The sequence below is a fragment of the Saprospiraceae bacterium genome, from assembly GCA_016713025.1.
Classification (GTDB): domain Bacteria; phylum Bacteroidota; class Bacteroidia; order Chitinophagales; family Saprospiraceae; genus OLB9.
Genome location: JADJPZ010000004.1, coordinates 2407739 through 2425551 on the forward strand (window position 1 = coordinate 2407739; position 17813 = coordinate 2425551).

Here is a 17813-nt window from a genome sequence, read left to right on the forward strand (position 1 = left end):
TAAAATATAACAAATGTTATACTCTATAATAGCAAAATATAATTACGAGATATATTAGCCTTTCTTTCGTATATACTCCAGCCCTTCCCTACCCTGTAGCCCACCGGTATGGATATAAACAATAGTGGCACCGGGAGCAATGAAGTCCTTCTTTATCAGGTCGAAGAGACCGAAAAGTGCCTTGCCATTATAGACATGGTCAAGAGGTATCAGGTAGTCTGACTCAAATTGTACCATAAAGTCCAGCAGTGATTGATCCCACTTGCCATATCCACCGAAGTGATAGTCCGTGTTTACGGTCAGAATAGAATGTTAGATTTTCAGCGATGACTTTAGCTCCTTCATCACCGATTTGGTTTGACTTTTAATTCTATAGCTATGATATTTTCCTATTTGCAATTGTACAATTAGCAATTGTATGCTGATAGCCTTACCTACTTTTTGAGAGTAAGGCTTGTAAGTAGCAAAATAAAATATTACTTTTACCTATATTTCTGAAAATCTAATTTAACCTAATTACATGATGTACGTGCTACCTGCACAAACTTTAATCATTATTTTTCAAAGTAATTAACACTTATTAATAAAATAGTTAATTTTGGTTCGAAACTTACTTTTCATCATTTTATTCTTGTCTTATAAACACTCCTGTGAGGCACAAGATACATTGCGAATAAAATCCAATATGTATCGAGTACTACCATCATTTCCAATCATACAAGATCAGAATTACGACAAATTTGAAGCTAAGAATCTTATTTTTAAAAAGAACGTAGTAGGTTATAAAGATAGGGGAAGGATATTTAGATCGTATAGCAATTATTGGACCGGAGGTATTTTATTAAATGAGTCTTCCGGTCCCATACCAATATTATTAGAAGGAAACTTTAAAGAGATTTGGGTTGATGGAAAACCCATTTCTTTTTGTGGTTACAAAGAGTGTGAAGATCCCGATGGAATTATAAAGCAACCACAATTATTATCAGCATATGTTGAAGTAGGAGTCGGCTCACATTTATTTGTAGCTAAACTTGGCGATTTCCATTTGAAAAAAAAATTCAATGTAGCTTTTAGTGACAGAACTCATTTCGAGGGTAATACTTTCAGTAATCATGGATCTTATTTTTATATATTAGCCTTCTTTAGTGGTATTTTTTTTGTTTTAATGCTTTTGTCTATCCTAATGTATTTTCTCATAAAAGATAAATCCTTTTTTTACTATTCTATTTTTTGCTTTAGTCTTTGGATTCATGTAAATCGAACTTTGGGAGAAAACTTTGAATATTTCTATTTTATTGATGATCTACTGCCCTGGCTTTATTGGAAATACATTTGGTTTAGCATTTTGTTTATCAGTTACTTCTTATTTGGTACTAGTTATATAAAAGAGTATAAAAACTATGCTGAGATTGATAAGTTGATTTCTAAATATATCAAAGTTTTACTATTATGCTTGGTGCCAGAATTGATATTCCTCTCATTAGGGTTTTATGAAATTTCATACACATATTATTTTATAGTCAGATATATTTCCGGTTTGTTTGGAATTTACATTTTGTTCTTACTTTATAAAGAACGAGAGAATGTATTCGTGAAATTTGTTATTGTTGGTGGAAGTCTCTTGTTGTCTTCAGAATTAATTACATCAACTTTTCAAAATCAGGTAAGTAGAATAATAGGATTGTTGGGTTTATTGTTTGAGATTATTGTATTTTCAGCCGCATTGGCATACAAAGTATATTACGAGTATTATCATGTAGTGGTTTTGGAAAAGAAAATGCAAACAAAGAATTGACAATTGAAAAGTTAGAGAAAGAAAAATTAAAATTGAGTATGAGCACATTACAGACCCAACTAAATCCACATTTCATATTTAACTCTATGAACTCCATTAAAGAATTTATAATGTCGAATCAAACAAATATTGCCTCTGATTACTTGACCAAATTTTCTGTCTTGATGAGGAAGGTTTTAGATTATAGCTCAAAAGAGAGCATAATTTTGGATGAGGAAATTTTAGTTACCAAGCAATACATTGAGTTTTTACAACTGATGAGTTCAAACCAAGTTACTTATGAAATTCAAGTGCAAGACGATCTCGAATCTGATTTAATTTTGGTTCCTCCTTTATTGCTTCAGCCTTACATTGAAAACATTTTTAAACATGCTTTTACAAAGAAAACGCTTAACAATAGATTTATCATTAAAATATTTGAAGAAGAATTCAAACTTATAATAGAAATTACAGACAATGGTATCGGAATGCACACTTCAAATCACGACAGAAGAATACATACACCAAAGGGCATGGAAATTACCAAAAGCAGGATAAAGACATGGGGTATTTTTTATAATAAAAAATGTAATGTAACAATTTTCGATATCCGTAAAGATAATATCCAAAATGGCACAAGAGTTAAAATTGAGATATAAACCTACTGATAAGATACTAAGAACTACTTTCGTCTTTAAATATTTTTTTTATTCTGTTTACAAATTCATCCTTTTTTCTCCTGCTTATCTCCAGTTCTGCACCATTATCCATAATCACTGAACCACCTAAACCTTTACGGTATTCCTTGATTCTTGACAAGTTTATAATAAATGATCTATGTATTCTTAAAAACAAACCAGGGTCAAGAATTGATTCATACTCTGCCATAGTCTTTGAACTGACAATTTGCTTATTCCCTGCCATCTTAAAAATTGTATAGCAAGTATCAGCTTCGCAATATATGATATCTTGCGAATCGATAATATTAAAACCATTCATATGCTGTATACAGATCTTCATAGCCATAGGATCCTTGATACTTGTTACATTGTGAATCAAAGTTTTCAAATCTGTCTTAATATTTGTTTGGTTTATTTGCTCAACGACTTTTTTAATCGCATCAGAAAAGAGTACTTCGTCCAAAGGTTTTAGTAAATAATCTATGGCGCTATACTTAAAGGACTTAATAGCATATTCATTGTAAGCAGTGACAAATATTGTTTTGAATTCCCGAAAATTTACTCTTTCCAATATTTCAAATCCATTGAATTTTGGGATGTGAATATCCAGTATGATTAATTGGGGCTTCATCTTATTTATAACTTCAATCGCCTCTTCAGCATCGCTTATAGATGCTATGATTTCAATATCATTATTTGAAGATACAAAGTGCTCTATGATTTTTAAGCCTCTGACTTCATCGTCAATAATTATTGTTCTTATTTTCATTCATTTGTGTATTACATAGGTATTCTACAAATATGATTTATCCCAAAAATGCTGATTCACCGTGCAGGAAAGATTTCCAAATAAGGCAAATTGCGTTTCATAGACTCATTACAAATCTCATTATTGAAATTCAGGTAAAAGTAAAACGCATAAAATTGGTATTGTCGGTCATGTTCAGAACTTCCAGACTGTACTGTTTTTTAAACTTTTTGTTTATAAGTCTTATTCTTTTCATGATCATCGAAATATTTTTTATATGCAATAAATTTGTATCATTATCAAATTTTATTTCGTTGCTATTGTCGTAAATATCACAATACACGGTATTATCCTCCTTGATTAATATGATTTTCAAAGCTTTAGTACCGCTCACTCCTGCTAACTTATACCAAACGATGTTTTAAATTAATAGCTCAAAAATAAATGAAGGAAGTGTTATATTTACATCAATATTATGATCCTTTTCTATAGAAAATGTAAAATCTTTTATTCTTAACTTTTCAATCTCTAAGTACTTTGTCAACAAATCCAGTTCAGAATGTAGCTGCACCAGAGACGATTTCGAATTTTCGATTCTAGCTCTCAATATAGTTGCAAATTTGCTTAAATACTTTCTTGCACTTTCATTTTCATTATAGATGATCATTTGCAAGATTGTGTTTATACTGTTGAAGATAAAATGAGAGTTCATTTGTGAATATAAGGCTTCTTGTTCGAGGTTGGCCATTTGCAGTTCGTTTTCGAATTTTTGATTTAACTTTGTAATTCGATCAGATAATGCAAATCCTGATAAAAGAAGTAGAGACAAGATAATAAGAGTGACAAACCAAGTCTCCAGCCAAAAGGGTTTTTTGATTAAAATATTAAATGGAGAAGAGCTTTCGCTTATGTTATGACCATTGTCATAACTTCTAATATTAAAAACATATTCTCCGGGTTTCAGTTGAGTATAGTTTGCAAAAGGTCTTTTTCCGGCATCTACCCACCCTTCATCTACACCTGTAAGTTTATACTGATAATTGATGTTTTGTGCATTAGCAGGATTTGGTACAACAAAGTCAAATGAAATAAAATTTTGTGTTGACTCCAGGGTAACGTGGTCTTTGTATTCAGCAAAAACGTTAGCGCTATGTTCTCTATTCATAACCTTAAACTGAGTAATGATTGGTTTTCTTACTTCATTTGTATGATTTAGCTTTTTGATATCTACACTATTTACTCCATTGATACCTCCAAAATAAAAAATGCCATTTTTTGACTTAAAACAACTCCCGGTATTAAACTCATAATCTTGCAGGCCATCTGCCGGGGTATAATTTTTAATATTAAAATTCATTAATGAAATCATACTCAAACCTTTGTTGTGAGATACCCAAATGTTGTTTTCTTCATCCTTGAGTACTGCATAAATAAAATCATCAGATAAACCGGTTTTTTTATCCCATAATTTGATTATTTGTTTTTTATTAAAATCAAATTCTATCAACCCTTTGTCAGTAGCAATCCACCAAGTACTCGAATCTTTAAAAAATGACGAGCTGAAACAGATATGTGTTGCAATGCACTAAATTCCTCCATTTGATTTGATACTAAATCATACGTTACGAAATTTTTAGATGTAGTAGCAAAACCTACAACATGTTTAGATAAATATTGAATACTTCTGGCGGTCAAGTCCTCCAGAGTAAATCGTTTCAACTTTTGTTGACAATTTTGCCATTTATTTTTGTTGATATCAAAACACATAGTGCCATATTCGCCACTCACCATTATGTTTTCTTGATTTTCATTTATATTTAGAGCATAGAGTTTTTGAGACTTTGTGTCATTATTATTGGCATGAAGTTCAATTTTTTTTGTTTTCTTATCAAATGAACATAGCCCTGCCCATGTAGCAAGCCATAACCGATTTTTATACTCTTTGATGTCGTAAATATTTCTTGATTCTACAGGCAATCGAGGATTGAAATAATATTTGTATGATTTATTTATTAAATTATACTCCAATAGTCCACCAATCAATGTTCCCATGTACAAAAAATGATCTTCGACATTGTTAATGCAAAGAATCATTCTATCTGAATCTCCATTAGGTGCTCGGATTTTTTCAAAAGTATTGAGTCGGGAAGAAAATTTTGCCAAACCACCACCACTTTGACCTATCCAAACATCATTATTATGGTCTTCAAATATCGACAATATAAAGTTTTTTTTCAAACTATTGACAGAATTACCTGCAAAACCCGTTTCATATCTGCCGGAAAAAATTTGATACTGCAAAACACCTTTGCTTCTGCTCCCTAGCCAAATTTCATTATTTTGCAAAACAGCTATTTTGTTTATATCTTTAAATTTTTTATCAATTTTATTTATTGAAATCAGATTAATAAGATCTCCACTATATACAATTTCATAAATGATCAGACCATGTTTAGCACAGGCTGCAAACAATGTATCACCTTTTGTGGATATCGCTTTGATGTCTAAATTTTGGGCTGAAATGGCCGGTTTTGTAAAGTTAATTTGGTTGTTTGTATGTATAAAATATAAATTTGCAGGTGAAGAAACAACTACCCCATCTTTGGTCGCAGCCATATCCGTCAACAATAAGGCTGTATTGTCTTCATTTATGAATCGTTGTACCCTATGTTCCTTAAAATTGTATTTAAAAACTCCATGTGAAAAAGTCAAAATCCAGAAATCCTGTTTATTTACAAGGATTTTTTTGGGATTTATTTTGTTGGGTAATTTCAGATTATAAAATAAATGTAAATGCGGATGAAATTTTCTGGAATAAAGGTCAAAAAGCAACAGTTCGTTTTCAGTGCCTATCAGCAAATACTGAACATTAAAAACCAGAATTGACTTAATTATGGATGATCTTGGGATGTTATCCGATGTACTGGGTCTATACACATTAAATGTTTTCCCATCAAAACTATTGAGACCGTCATTAGTAGCAATCCAAAGCATGCCATCTTTAGTTTGTACTATATCATAGACTGAGTTCTGTGACAGGCCATTGTCTATAGTATAGGTCTCAAAACTAAGTTGCGACATTAGATCAAAAGACAATAGTAGGAGTTGTAATATGAAAAACCATTTATTGATAACTACTGATTTTACTTAACTTTGAAAAGATTCGCTAACAAAATTACATTTATTTTTGGTTGTACAATGTTACCATTTGAAAAAAAAATATAGCATTGCAGTTCATGGGTAAATACATACCGTATATTTAAAATATACTTCCATTTAATAATTATATCACCTCAAATTTTTTTAATCAAAAATGCCTTCACTATTTAGTTTTTGTAATGTTTAAAATAAGTGTTACCAATTCTCCTCGCCTTTTAATTGAAATGAAGAATCTAAAAACGTGTGTATATCATATTGCACTTTTGTGAAAAAAATTAACTTGCTACATTTGCCTATACTTACCCCCAGCCCCTTATATGTTTGCATTTTAAAAATTAATGGTTTCAAGATAAACAAATAATTTATAACTTGGCGGTTGAAGGGGAACACCCCTTGATACTTAGATATCGTCCTTTAGTGTCCCTTTCGCCAAGCTTAATCATGAGGTATAACTTGATACATTGATATCGTATAATATAAGGGAATGTAAGGCTTGACATTTTTTAACACATTTTAAAGTAATTTATGTATGAAAGTTGGATTTGGAGGACTGGACGCAAGTAAAGGTTATTGTGATTTCAGTTTAATTTCGAAGGGTAATGAATTTACTAATCGCAGGATGAATTTTATTGATAATCAATCCGGTCTTGATGAACTCAAAAAAGTCTTATCACAGGCACTTTTGTCTATTGATAAAATCTATTTGGCTATTGAAAGTACCGGTGGGTATGAAAACAATTGGTATAATCAATTGGTAAGTTTTGATAAGCGAATCATCATGTTCAGGATTAATCCGTTGCGGACACATCATGAGTCAAAAAGAATATGCATCGCAATATTAATGACGCCATCAGTAGTGAAATTATAGCTAGGCATGTATCTGAAAATTATGAGGAACTAGAGAAAGCCAAGCCTAGATCCTTACATTTTTATACTGCGAAACAGATGCACAAAACTATACAAGGATTTATTAAACAAAAGACGAGAAATATCAACCAACTTGAGAAAGTAGTGTATAGTTGTATTCCTGGTCTTTTAACTTTTAGTAAAAATGGCATGCCAAAATACATGTATAAAGTACTTCAAAAGTATCCATCAAAGGCAAAGATATTAAATGCGAAAACAGCTTCATTGGCTAAAATCAAAGGGTTAACCATGGAGAAGGCTGAGGCCATCCAAAAAGCGGTGAAGCTAGATTCAGGGTCGGGTAATACGATACTTACTGAGCTGAATATTAAAACATTGGCCCAAACTATTAACTTATTCTCCACCCAGATCAAAGAACTTCAATCAGAACTTGCTAAACACGGAGCCAACGACTTAGCGGATTTATTAGTCACAATTCCTGGTTGCGGCATCGAGTCAGCAGTGTCATTAAGCATAGAAATAGAAGATATAAATCGATTTAACAGTGCCGCATCACTTTGTTGCTATTTTGGAGTACACCCAGAAAACCATACAAGTGGTGATATATCAAAGAAACCTAAAATGAGCAAAAAAGGAAGTAGTTCATATAGGGGTACAATATACATGGTAGCTAAAAATGCGATTATGTATGACCCTTATTTTAAAGAGGTATATTCAAATCAAAGAGCGAAAGGTAAGACCTATAACGATGCTTTAGGTGTAATAATGAACAAGTTAACAAGAGTGATCTATGGTATGCTTACAAACAAAGAGGCATACGATTCATCAAAACCTAAAACACAAAAAAAACAAACCAGTAGACGCAGATCAGCAAATAGAGAAGTTGGAAAAAGAAACCGCAGATTATAAGGCAGAGCTAGAAAAGATGCAAAACGCCCCCAGTTTCTCGAAGAGCAGAAAATAAAATAAAAAAGGCAATGGAAGAGTCTCAAAACTCAATTGAAGAGTTGCGCACGAGATCAAAACCATTACCAAGTGCAAACATATAAATTTGTTTGAACTTGGTAATAAAAAACACCGCCAAATATTATAAAATCAACGGTATAACTAAAGGGGAGACCAGCACTAATATTGAAAGCATTGGCGTGGGTCGTCTCAAGCGTAGCTTGACAGGCTCTTTAGGGAATGAGGGTAGCGAGGGAATTTAAGTATTTGTGCAGTTTGTTATACACACTCTAAAAACGTAATTAACAGACTCAGTCATAGTTTAATTATCTTAAAAAAACAAAGCATGAAGTACCCTTTCAATTGATCATTGGCTATGATTATTTATCCTATCTATGAAAAGTCAAAATCGACACTATATCTCATCAATAAAGCTTGCAGATATTTCAGAAAAAATTGATTTTAGTTCTAATATTTGAATGTATTAAAACTCGAATTATTTATCATATCATTTCATCTGCAAATTGATATACTGATTTTTATTCTGCAGAGTAAATTCATTGTTTTGCTCTTCTCCATCTATGTTAATGCTGGATTTCAATTTTTCCTGTGAAGTGGAATGGGAATAAAAGATCCGAAAGTAAAAACCGCTTAACAACACATTCAGACCACTCAATGACAATGTACAGCCATTCAAAGGAATCACCAAATTCAAATCAATCTTTGTCCATAATTTTAAGCTCAATTAAGTAATTAAAACACACTTTATTATTATAACCTTAAAATTTTTAATCATGAAACAACTTGAAGTACAATTGAATCACAATGAAATTTCACAACCAAAGACTCAAAAAGTGGTAAGTCCAAAGATAACAAAACAATATTTGAGTAGTATTATTCTCGCATTGATATGTGGCATATTGATGTATTGGATGAGCGAGTCATTTAAAGTATCTTCGATCTTTGCTATCGTTGGCTTTGTTGTGCCATTTGCAATTAAATGGATAAAGGACTTATTAGACTTTGATTTAAAATTTTAATTATTGCCATTAATTATGAAAAATACAGATTCCATATTGAAAATTATTGGCGATTTTGAAAATGGTGTGGTCACAAACAGAGTCATCAAATATGTAAACACGTCTTCCAAAAACAATTGCATTTTTGTGCCCAATTGGAGAGCTAAACCGCATCATTGGGATGGATTTTGCAATTTTTTGGCTCAATTTAGTAATCTTGATTACTTTGAGACCAGAGAAAAACCTTCAACCAAATGTGTCGGTTTCTCTTTTGACCAATCTAATGAAAAAACGGCATCCGATGTGGTGTGTTATATTAATTCCATAAACAATATGGAGTACCACTTGATCTTATGTTCGTTTTCAGCTCCTCTGGTATTCAGTCAATGGGACAAAATCCATAACAAACCGAAGAGTTTAATTCTGATTTGCCCCATCCAAAGAGTGATGCTGCCATGGCCGGTGCGATTGTTTTCTTCATTGCCCCAATATGCATTTCCACTATTGTATAAAATGACATTTAATCTTGCAAACAGAACAAAAGCCGTGAAAGCCATCTGCAATAATCATCAAGACTTGTTCAGAGAAGGAAATATGGACAAACTAATCAAATTTCAATCATCCGTAAAGGAAGTACTGAAGTTAAGAGTCTCTTTTGCTGCGTTTGAAAAAACAGCAATTCCAACCCTCGTTTTCAAACCCTTGAATGACAAGGTTCATTGCCCTAAAGTTTGCCAAAAAATCCATAATTCAATAAAGGATTCCAAGCTCCTCGAAGTGGAAAATTTCAGGCTTGCACACAGCGTAGATGTAGCCAAAAAAATAAATGAGTTTATTCATGAACAAAACTTGACAGATGCAAAATCATTGTTGACCCCAATTTAAATAATCCATTTTTTAATGAAAACAATATTTTGAAATCCTATTTTGTATTTAAAATAAAGATGATAAATTCTCAGTGAGATACTATAGTAAAACAAGGTGGTAAGACTCAAATTTTGGTAAGAATGGTGACTTATTTGGTTACGGTTGGACGTTATAATAATACCAAATTTCATTCATTTTACCTCTTTGTTTCTTTCTTTCGTATATACTCCAGCCCTTCCCTACCCTGTAGCCCACCGGTATGGATATAAACAATAGTGGCACCGGGAGCAAAGAAGTCCTTCTTTATCAGGTCGAAGAGACCGAACAACGCCTTGGCATTATAGACATGGTCAAGAGGTATCAGGTAGTCTGACTCAAATTGTACCATAAAGTCCAGCAGTGATTGATCCCACTTCCCGTATCCACCGAAGTGATAGTCCGTGTTTACGGTCAGTAAGTGTTTGTTTCTGTACTGTGCAAGCGACAGAATTTCATCATACAGGTGGTCACTTTTCAATGATGAAAATGTAAGAACATTTGACTGCACCTCCGGGTGTACCAGAATACCTGCCGATGTACCACCGGTCCCACATGGCAGTATGATAGTATCAGGACCCGCTTCCATCTGACTGTACAGCTCCGTGACCATCTCCTGAACACCTTCCAGCGCCAGCAGATTTGTACCGCCTTCCGGCACGATATAGGCATCCTGATACTCTTCCAGGATGGCGCCGACCTCCGGTGAAGCTTCCTTGAGCCTGTAGTCATGTCTCGATACCGGGATCAGGTGCATACCCATCTGCCGGCAAAACCTAATGGTTGGGTTATCTTCGTCGATCTCTCCGCGGATAATACCGATAGTACTAAATCCAAATAATTTTCCTGCACCGGCGGTCGCATGGATATGATTGGAGAAGGCACCTCCGAATGTCAATATCTCTTTTTTCCCCTCAGATTGTGCTTTGAGCAGATTGTATTTCAGCTTTCGGTATTTATTGCCGGAGAGCCACGGATGGATCAGGTCCTCGCGTTTGACAATAAGTGTTATGTTTTTCTCATTCAGCCACGGAGCACTGATTTGAATCAGGGGGCTAGGTAGGTAATAATCTTGAACTGTGAGCAAAGCCTGCATTACTGATATCTGATTCTGATGAGGACAGACATGCCTTCGTCCTGTTTGCTGTCCATGATGAGACTGCCATGCATGTAGTTGACCCGGGATTTGATATTTTCCAATCCCATACCTTTGCGTTTCAGATTATTCTGATCAAAGCCCACTCCGTCATCTTCGTATTGGATGACGAGTTCATTGTCTTCAGTATTTATCTGGATCAGGATTTCTTTGGCCTGGGCGTGTTTGAGACTATTGTTCAGCAGTTCCTGGATGATCCTGTACACCAACAAAGAGATCATCTTGTCCATTTTTTCAGGCATTTCGTAGTACTGAAAATCTATTTCTGGATATCCGTCACCTTCAAACCTGTTGATCAGATCCTTGATGGCAGATACCAGGCCCAGATCATGGAGCGAACCCGGCTGAAGATTTCTGGATATCGTTCTTACTTCATCTACGGCTGTATCAAGTAGCTTATGGGCGTGATTATACTCCTTCAGGTCAGCGAGTTCCTGCTTTTTTGACCTTACATTGTCAAACTGCAGTTTTATGGTACTTAGCAAACCACCGAGGCTGTCATGAAGGTCTTTGGCTATCCTTTCGCGTTCTATCTCCTGACCAGTGATGACAGATCTCATTGAGTTCATCTTGAGATTGTCTTCCAACTCTCTGATCTTCTGATGATTGATTTCTTCTTTTTGTTCAGAAATTATCCTTGCGGTACTGATGCGCTGATCATAAAATTTTACTATAAAATATATGGAGATCGTAACTACAAAAAGTCCGATAGCAAGGATGTAAAGAGTACGTCGCTGGGCTCTATTTCTTTCGTCTGCAAATTCTTTTTCTATTTTCAGTAGTTCTATATTGGATTTTATATCCTTGGTACCATACTTCATCGCAAGATTAGTGAGAGATTCGTGCCTGCTTTTGTTCAGTATAGAGTCGTTTAAAGCCGTATACTTTTTGAGGTACAAAAAACCCTCTCTGTGCCTTCCTGATAGTGCGTAGACTTCAGCAAGTTCACGGTACAGACTTTTTCGTGTCTCACTGTAAGGCTGAAATGGTATGATCATTTCACAATCTGTCATATATTTTATTGCCCGCTCAAAGTTCCTCCCCAGCTTGTTGATATGTCCGATATGATAGAGGCTTTTGGCTATCAAATCTCTGTTTCCTGTGATGTTGCTCAGTTTGAAGGCTTCAAATGATTGGTACAAAGCGCTATCCAGTTCATTTTGTTCCTCATAATTCTGAATCTTTTCGAAAATAATTTTCAATTCAAAAATTTCATCTTTGTGCGTCTTGCTAAGTACCACAGCTTTGTTCAGGTATTCGGTTGCTTTAGAAATATCACCCCTTGCCTTATATAATCTTCCCAGATCAAAATATACGTATGCAAGTTGAAGGCCCTGATTGTCTGATTTATATATAGAAATAAGGTTCTCAAGAATGCCTGAAGCCTCTGTGTAGAATTCAGCATCTATGTATCTTCTGGCAATTGCATGATTGGCTTTATGAATACCATCACTATCTTTTTTTACCTTAAAGTATTCCAATGATCGCTGATAATACTCCAGTGATTTTTCATACTTAGAAAAAATATCTCCTTCATAATCACCGAGTTTGATATATACTTCTGCCAATGTATTCTGGTCATTGTTTTTTCTGGCAAATTCCAAAATCCTTTGTAAATCACCATAAGAGTAGAGACTATCTTTATTGAATTGGCCAAACAGTAATGCCGGCAAAAAAGATAAAACAAGCAATGTAATAACTCCTTTCAATTTAAATATTAATGCTTTTAAGTAAATTTGGAATAAAGTACGGATTAATAATATGATACAAAAATGCAAATCTCAAGCAAAAAATTGTGAAATTCATCAATCCGCAGAAAAAATTGCATATTCCTTTAAATTTACCCACCCTAAATGTGTCCAAAAGCCGACGTTTGTGGTTCCTTCATTATTGAGTGAAATCGTTCACTCAATTTGCTTTGGAACCATTAAGTTACCCTTAAAATGGAGGGGACAAGTTCGTTCTTTGAATACTAGAGGTATGATGTTATCAAAAATCAACAATTTCGGCTTATACTAATTTTGGCCGCCTGTTTATTCAAGCAACTTTTTTATAGAATTTAATTTAAAAAAGAAAAGCCCTCAACTTTTTGAGAGCTTTTACTTTTAATGCAACAGTCAAATCCCAATGAGTATTTACATCTTTATATATCATGCGGCATATAACCGCAAATATCTTCATTTTATCATGACAATAATGGAGTCAGGATGGTATTTTGGGGGTTATTTTGTGTAAGGAAAACAGTGCTGTAATATTATGAAATTATATTTATTATCATTCATAACTGGTTTTTTCCCAAATAGCCACCCCGACTCACATATTGTTCATTCCGTAAACCTAAAAAGAGAATAATTTATACTAAAAGAAGAGATTTGTCTCAAACCAACAGTTTCCACCATGGATCAGAGCGAAAATCGCTGGTACTTAAAACAATTCCTATCTTCTGATATACTATGTCCTATTCTTTAACAGAACACGTTATTTTTAAAAAAGAGTGCAAACATGCCGATTCCAAAACCAGAAACATTTACACTCCGCCCAAGACTTACTTCAAACTCACCACATCTTTGATGGGTGCAGAGATGAATTTGAGATTTTGGGTACCAGTTTGTTTATTGGAAAGTTCTGAAAACCTTTGCCCTGAAAGTGTAAGAACCACCAATATGATGGTAACAAAAGTCCTGATATCCAAAATCTCTCTCTTCATCACTTATATTTTAAATTACATTTATTTAATGATGTTTGACGATACAAAGATGCGGTCATAATAACTCTCAAACATCGCAGTAAACACCCATTTTTATTTTTAGGGGTTTACCCCGGTTTTTATAGGTAAAAACACAGTAACTTTGTATCAATTTAGATCTTACTATATAATATTATAATATATGACAAATATCCTTATAGCTGACGACCATACCATGTTTGTAGATGGAATGGAATCAATACTAAAAGACGAGGTTGATTTTTTTGTGATAGGTCGCAGTTATGACGGGCCTTCAGTTATACAGTTTATCAATTCTCATACTGTAGATGTCGTATTGCTCGATGTCAATCTACCCGGTATGAATGGCATAGAAGTGTGCAAAGAAATCACTCAACATCATCCTGAGGTCAAGGTACTCGCCATCTCCATGTTCAACGAAGAGAGTTTTGTCTCCGAGATCCTGAATAATGGTGCCAAAGGGTATATCTTAAAAAATACAGGCAGAGAAGAATTACTAAAAGCAATCAGGACGGTATCCAAAGGAGAATCTTACTTTTCCAATGAAGTGACTGAAACCATCATGAAAGGCCTCATGAATCAGAGAAAGGCTTCATCAAAAAATAATGTTTTTTTCCCTAAACTATCCCGAAGAGAAAAAGAAGTACTTAAACTTATTGCACAGGAATTTACGACACAGGAAATAGCTGACAATTTATACATCAGTCTGAAGACCGTAGAATCACATCGCAGCTCACTACTTTCTAAACTTAATGCAAGAAATAGTGTGGGATTAGTCCGAATTGCTATGGAAAATAGCTTGCTGGATTGATTACTAAAATAGAGAGCGTCGCTGACCTTCGTCGACTTATTAGTTTTCGCATGAATTTACTAGCAAAACTGAAGCATTAAGAACAATACTTACGACTTTTTATTCTGCAGACAATGGATAGTGAGTAGTCTGATGCTTAAGACTCTAGATTATCTTTCCATTGAAAGAATTTTTTTCTTTTCATTTTCAAATTCGTCTTTAGTCAAAATACCTTTTTCAAATAATTCACTAAATTTTTCAAGTTCCTCAATTCTACTTAAGGGATTCATCACTTCTGTTTGGTTTGTCAGTATTTTGTAACCATTATCTACAAAATGTTTAAAAACAGTTGTGTTTCTTAAATATGAGAGCTCGCTGTCGTGGTTAATTATATCAAACTTTTTATATCCTTGTTGTATTGCTTTGGCCAAATGCTTTAAAGATTTATTAGCTTCCTTCTTTAAGGAAAAAAGTTTTGCAAGTTTAAAGTGAGTAATGGGGCTCTGTCTGTATAAGTCAAAGCAGTATTATACTTTTCAATGGCTTCTTCGAGTTTTTGAGACTTTACTAGTTTATCCCCTTCTGCTATTAATTTTAACATAACTGGACTTGCCCTAATAACGACAACTTTTTTATCAGAATTGTAAGCTATGATGAGTCCAACCAATGGGGATAAAAATAATGAAAGAAAAAAGGCTCCTCCAAAACCAATTTTTCTATCATCACCAACAGCACCTACAACGAAGCAGGAGATTATCCAAATTATTAATATTACCATAATATTAAAGTCTAAATAGCTTTATTTGATGCATATTCATTTCGGCTTTCAGTTTCACTATTTTTGGGTGGATGTTAAGTCAAATACGTCGGTTGGTCCAATATATTAAATTGAATTTCTAAACTTCCAGCCAACGCACACGAAAATCTACATCCTGACGTACAAAAGTAAAACAAAAATTTGACATTTTAATATGGCTTGTAGATAATTTAGCTGAACGAACCGCATAAATGGGGTTTGCTTTGAGGTAGAAACATCTACCCAAAGTAAGCTCGAAAACGAAAAAAGAGAAATGGTACTTGTGATGACAATCAATGACCTTAAACACTCACCGACCATGTAGACTTATCTGATTTTATGGCAGTATAAAAACCATCTAAATTCAGATTCAGTTTGACCGCTTTACAGAATAACTTTTAGTACGATATTCCTGAAGCAAACTATCCATTTCTAAATTTTTATCCGGATACTTTTCATATAGATTGACACGTTGTTCAGAATCATCTACCATGTTAAAAAGAAGACCTTTTGTATCAAAATCTTTGTATCCGGTTAGTTCTTTGAAAGATATTGGTAATTCTCTGTGCCCTCCGGTTGAATGGTTAATGTATAGCCAATCTCCTTTCCTTATAGCCCATATAGAGCTATAAGTGTTATGGATAGTTGCTTCACGAAGAGGAGACTTATAGTTCATTCCTTTTATAACAGGTGTAAGATCATAGCTATCCGGAGCTGCATCTTCTGACAATTTTATTCCTGTTATGCTTGCCAATGTTGCCATGATATCAACTTGAGAAATCACCTCATTAGTAGTAGAGTTTGCTTTAACATAATCAGGCCATTTGATAATAAAAGGCACTCGGTGGCCTCCTTCCCAGACATCGCGCTTTAAACCTCTGAAATTACCCATACTGTAATGTCCATGCTTTTGAGCACGCTCCCAGGCATAAGATTCTGTTCCGTTGTCTGAACTAAAAATGACAATGGTATTATCTTCAAATCCCTTTTCTTTCAGAGTGTTTAATACCTGCCCTACTACCCAATCGGTCTGAAAAACAAAATCGCCATAGCCACCAGCCTGTGACTTTCCATCGAATTCATCATTAGGTATGATAGGTGCATGCGGTGAAGGAAGTGCCAGATATAGAAAAAAGGGCTTTTCTTTTTTTTGTTTATTTATCCATTGTAAGGTTTTCCGGGTAATCGTGGGTAAAACTTCATACGGATTCCAGTTTTTTACTTTTGGACCCGGACGAAACTCCCAATCTCCCTCTTTAGTCTTATAACCAATATTATTCATATCCATCTCCTCTGTTGGAGCTTCCAGTATCCGGTCATTTTCAATCCATGCATAAGGAGGAAAATTGATAGTTCCGTCTCCAAAATAATAATCAAATCCACGTGCCAACGGACCTCCTTTTATTGGTTTCTACCAATCAATATCGGTATGAAGATATCTTTTCGCGGTGCTGCCCTTTTGATTTTCTGCTTCTGAAAGAAACTCCCAATCCCATCCTAAATGCCACTTGCCAATACAAGCTGTAGTATATCCTTTGGTTTTTAATACCTGAGGTAGGGTGATATCAGTATCCTTGAAAAAAGGGGGACCAAAGGACTCTACGATTTCATGTTGTCTTCGCCAGTGATAGGTTCCGGTAAGCAATGCATACCTACTCGGAGAACAAATCCCAGACGAACTGTGAGCATCGGTAAATCGCATCCCTTGAGAAGCTAATTTGTCGAGATTTGGGGTAGGGATTTTCGAGTTTGGATTCTGACAGTTTAGATCACCATATCCCATATCATCTGCATAAATGATTATAATATTGGGCTGAGTGGATTTTTCCTTGGTCCAGCATACAAATATAAAAACTAATAATAAAAAAAGTAAAGTTATTAAATGCCGCATACTTCTTTTTATAAATCTAAATCAATGTCGTTTGGTTAAGGAAAAACAACTTTATTACCATATTTATCATGGAGTATTTCCTAACAAAAGTACAACATTTTTTTTACTCTTATTCAAATCGGCAGCCTGTCTACATTTTTTGGGTGTATTTCATTTTTTCGCTTCACATTAAAAATCATCATTTTTTTTTGCGATTCAGGCAAGATGCCCTAATATATTGCATTGAAGCTAAAAGCTACAACGAACAAAGGATGCTTTAGAGACATGATCCTGAAGATAAATTACTCCCGCCTATCGGGGCAGGAGCGTAGCCCTGTCATCTTTGTAGAAAACATTAGCATCTGAAACATAAGGGGCGTA

The 17813-nt window shown here is 34.2% G+C and carries 16 protein-coding genes and 1 pseudogene; 7 read left to right on the forward strand and 10 right to left on the reverse strand.

Going from position 1 to position 17813, the window contains the following annotated elements; genetic code table 11:
• Positions 1 to 54: 54 nt before the first annotated feature.
• Positions 55 to 237: a hypothetical protein gene (locus IPK35_16505; GenBank protein ID MBK8054818.1), complete on the reverse strand. Its 183-nt coding sequence runs from the start codon at positions 235 to 237 to the stop codon at positions 55 to 57.
• A 448-nt stretch (positions 238 to 685) separates the two neighbouring features.
• Here IPK35_16505 and IPK35_16510 point away from each other — a divergent pair, with 448 nt between their 5' ends.
• Complete coding sequence (locus tag IPK35_16510; protein ID MBK8054819.1) at positions 686 to 1795, forward strand: 7TM-DISM domain-containing protein; 1110 nt, start codon at positions 686 to 688, stop codon at positions 1793 to 1795.
• A 38-nt stretch (positions 1796 to 1833) separates the two neighbouring features.
• A complete protein-coding gene (locus IPK35_16515) occupies positions 1834 to 2433 on the forward strand; it encodes a histidine kinase (protein MBK8054820.1) in 600 nt (199 codons plus the stop codon).
• 16 nt (positions 2434 to 2449) lie between these two features.
• Here IPK35_16515 and IPK35_16520 read toward each other — a convergent pair whose 3' ends face one another.
• From IPK35_16520 to IPK35_16530, 3 genes are all read right to left on the reverse strand, one after another.
• Positions 2450 to 3223: a response regulator transcription factor gene (locus IPK35_16520; GenBank protein ID MBK8054821.1), complete on the reverse strand. Its 774-nt coding sequence runs from the start codon at positions 3221 to 3223 to the stop codon at positions 2450 to 2452.
• A gap of 400 nt (positions 3224 to 3623) precedes the next feature.
• Positions 3624 to 4709: a histidine kinase gene (locus IPK35_16525; GenBank protein ID MBK8054822.1), complete on the reverse strand. Its 1086-nt coding sequence runs from the start codon at positions 4707 to 4709 to the stop codon at positions 3624 to 3626.
• On the reverse strand, positions 4706 to 6298 hold the full coding sequence (locus tag IPK35_16530) for a hypothetical protein (protein MBK8054823.1): 1593 nt from the start codon (positions 6296 to 6298) through the stop codon (positions 4706 to 4708). Before IPK35_16530 ends, IPK35_16525 begins: the two co-directional genes overlap by 4 nt.
• 592 nt (positions 6299 to 6890) lie before the next feature.
• On the opposite strand from IPK35_16530, the gene IPK35_16535 reads away from it, so the two are divergent.
• The 4 genes from IPK35_16535 (at position 6891) to IPK35_16550 (ending at position 10077) form a co-directional block, all read left to right on the forward strand.
• Positions 6891 to 7229, forward strand: a complete 339-nt coding sequence (locus tag IPK35_16535; protein MBK8054824.1) for a hypothetical protein — start codon at positions 6891 to 6893, stop codon at positions 7227 to 7229.
• Positions 7187 to 8137, forward strand: coding sequence for a transposase (locus IPK35_16540; GenBank protein ID MBK8054825.1), 951 nt, complete (start codon positions 7187 to 7189; stop codon positions 8135 to 8137). Before IPK35_16535 ends, IPK35_16540 begins: the two co-directional genes overlap by 43 nt.
• Positions 8138 to 8967: 830 nt before the next feature.
• Positions 8968 to 9213, forward strand: coding sequence for a hypothetical protein (locus IPK35_16545; GenBank protein MBK8054826.1), 246 nt, complete (start codon positions 8968 to 8970; stop codon positions 9211 to 9213).
• Positions 9214 to 9228: 15 nt separating this feature from the next.
• Entirely contained in the window at positions 9229 to 10077 is an 849-nt protein-coding gene (locus IPK35_16550) for a hypothetical protein (protein MBK8054827.1), read from the forward strand.
• A 178-nt stretch (positions 10078 to 10255) separates the two neighbouring features.
• On the opposite strand, the gene IPK35_16555 is transcribed toward IPK35_16550, so the two are convergent.
• The 3 genes from IPK35_16555 to IPK35_16565 all read right to left on the reverse strand — a co-directional run bounded on the left by IPK35_16555 (position 10256) and on the right by IPK35_16565 (position 13958).
• The gene (locus IPK35_16555; protein ID MBK8054828.1) at positions 10256 to 11191 is read right to left on the reverse strand and encodes a 1-aminocyclopropane-1-carboxylate deaminase/D-cysteine desulfhydrase; all 936 of its coding nucleotides are present in this window, start codon (positions 11189 to 11191) and stop codon (positions 10256 to 10258) included.
• A complete protein-coding gene (locus IPK35_16560) occupies positions 11191 to 12960 on the reverse strand; it encodes a sensor histidine kinase (protein ID MBK8054829.1) in 1770 nt (589 codons plus the stop codon). Before IPK35_16560 ends, IPK35_16555 begins: the two co-directional genes overlap by 1 nt.
• A gap of 836 nt (positions 12961 to 13796) precedes the next feature.
• Entirely contained in the window at positions 13797 to 13958 is a 162-nt protein-coding gene (locus tag IPK35_16565; GenBank protein ID MBK8054830.1) for a hypothetical protein, read from the reverse strand.
• Between the two features lie 181 nt (positions 13959 to 14139).
• On the opposite strand from IPK35_16565, the gene IPK35_16570 reads away from it, so the two are divergent.
• Positions 14140 to 14787: a response regulator transcription factor gene (locus tag IPK35_16570; GenBank protein MBK8054831.1), complete on the forward strand. Its 648-nt coding sequence runs from the start codon at positions 14140 to 14142 to the stop codon at positions 14785 to 14787.
• A gap of 149 nt (positions 14788 to 14936) precedes the next feature.
• On the opposite strand, the gene IPK35_16575 is transcribed toward IPK35_16570, so the two are convergent.
• From IPK35_16575 to IPK35_16585, 3 genes and pseudogenes are all read right to left on the reverse strand, one after another.
• Positions 14937 to 15197, reverse strand: coding sequence for an SHOCT domain-containing protein (locus IPK35_16575; protein MBK8054832.1), 261 nt, complete (start codon positions 15195 to 15197; stop codon positions 14937 to 14939).
• A 29-nt stretch (positions 15198 to 15226) separates the two neighbouring features.
• Positions 15227 to 15544 (reverse strand): hypothetical protein, encoded by a 318-nt coding sequence (locus IPK35_16580; protein MBK8054833.1) that lies wholly within the window; start codon positions 15542 to 15544, stop codon positions 15227 to 15229.
• A 388-nt stretch (positions 15545 to 15932) separates the two neighbouring features.
• Positions 15933 to 17453: pseudogene (locus IPK35_16585) on the reverse strand (arylsulfatase).
• Positions 17454 to 17813 lie beyond the last annotated feature (360 nt).

Coding starts and splice junctions, on each gene's coding strand:
- IPK35_16510 (MBK8054819.1), top strand. CDS start 686: ATGTATCGAGTACTACCATCATTTCCAATCATACAAGATCAGAATTAC.
- IPK35_16555 (MBK8054828.1), bottom strand. CDS start 11,191: ATGCAGGCTTTGCTCACAGTTCAAGATTATTACCTACCTAGCCCCCTG.
- IPK35_16515 (MBK8054820.1), top strand. CDS start 1,834: ATGAGCACATTACAGACCCAACTAAATCCACATTTCATATTTAACTCT.
- IPK35_16545 (MBK8054826.1), top strand. CDS start 8,968: ATGAAACAACTTGAAGTACAATTGAATCACAATGAAATTTCACAACCA.
- IPK35_16570 (MBK8054831.1), top strand. CDS start 14,140: ATGACAAATATCCTTATAGCTGACGACCATACCATGTTTGTAGATGGA.
- IPK35_16520 (MBK8054821.1), bottom strand. CDS start 3,223: ATGAAAATAAGAACAATAATTATTGACGATGAAGTCAGAGGCTTAAAA.
- IPK35_16565 (MBK8054830.1), bottom strand. CDS start 13,958: ATGAAGAGAGAGATTTTGGATATCAGGACTTTTGTTACCATCATATTG.
- IPK35_16535 (MBK8054824.1), top strand. CDS start 6,891: ATGAAAGTTGGATTTGGAGGACTGGACGCAAGTAAAGGTTATTGTGAT.
- IPK35_16580 (MBK8054833.1), bottom strand. CDS start 15,544: ATGGTAATATTAATAATTTGGATAATCTCCTGCTTCGTTGTAGGTGCT.
- IPK35_16540 (MBK8054825.1), top strand. CDS start 7,187: ATGCATCGCAATATTAATGACGCCATCAGTAGTGAAATTATAGCTAGG.
- IPK35_16550 (MBK8054827.1), top strand. CDS start 9,229: ATGAAAAATACAGATTCCATATTGAAAATTATTGGCGATTTTGAAAAT.
- IPK35_16505 (MBK8054818.1), bottom strand. CDS start 237: ATGGTACAATTTGAGTCAGACTACCTGATACCTCTTGACCATGTCTAT.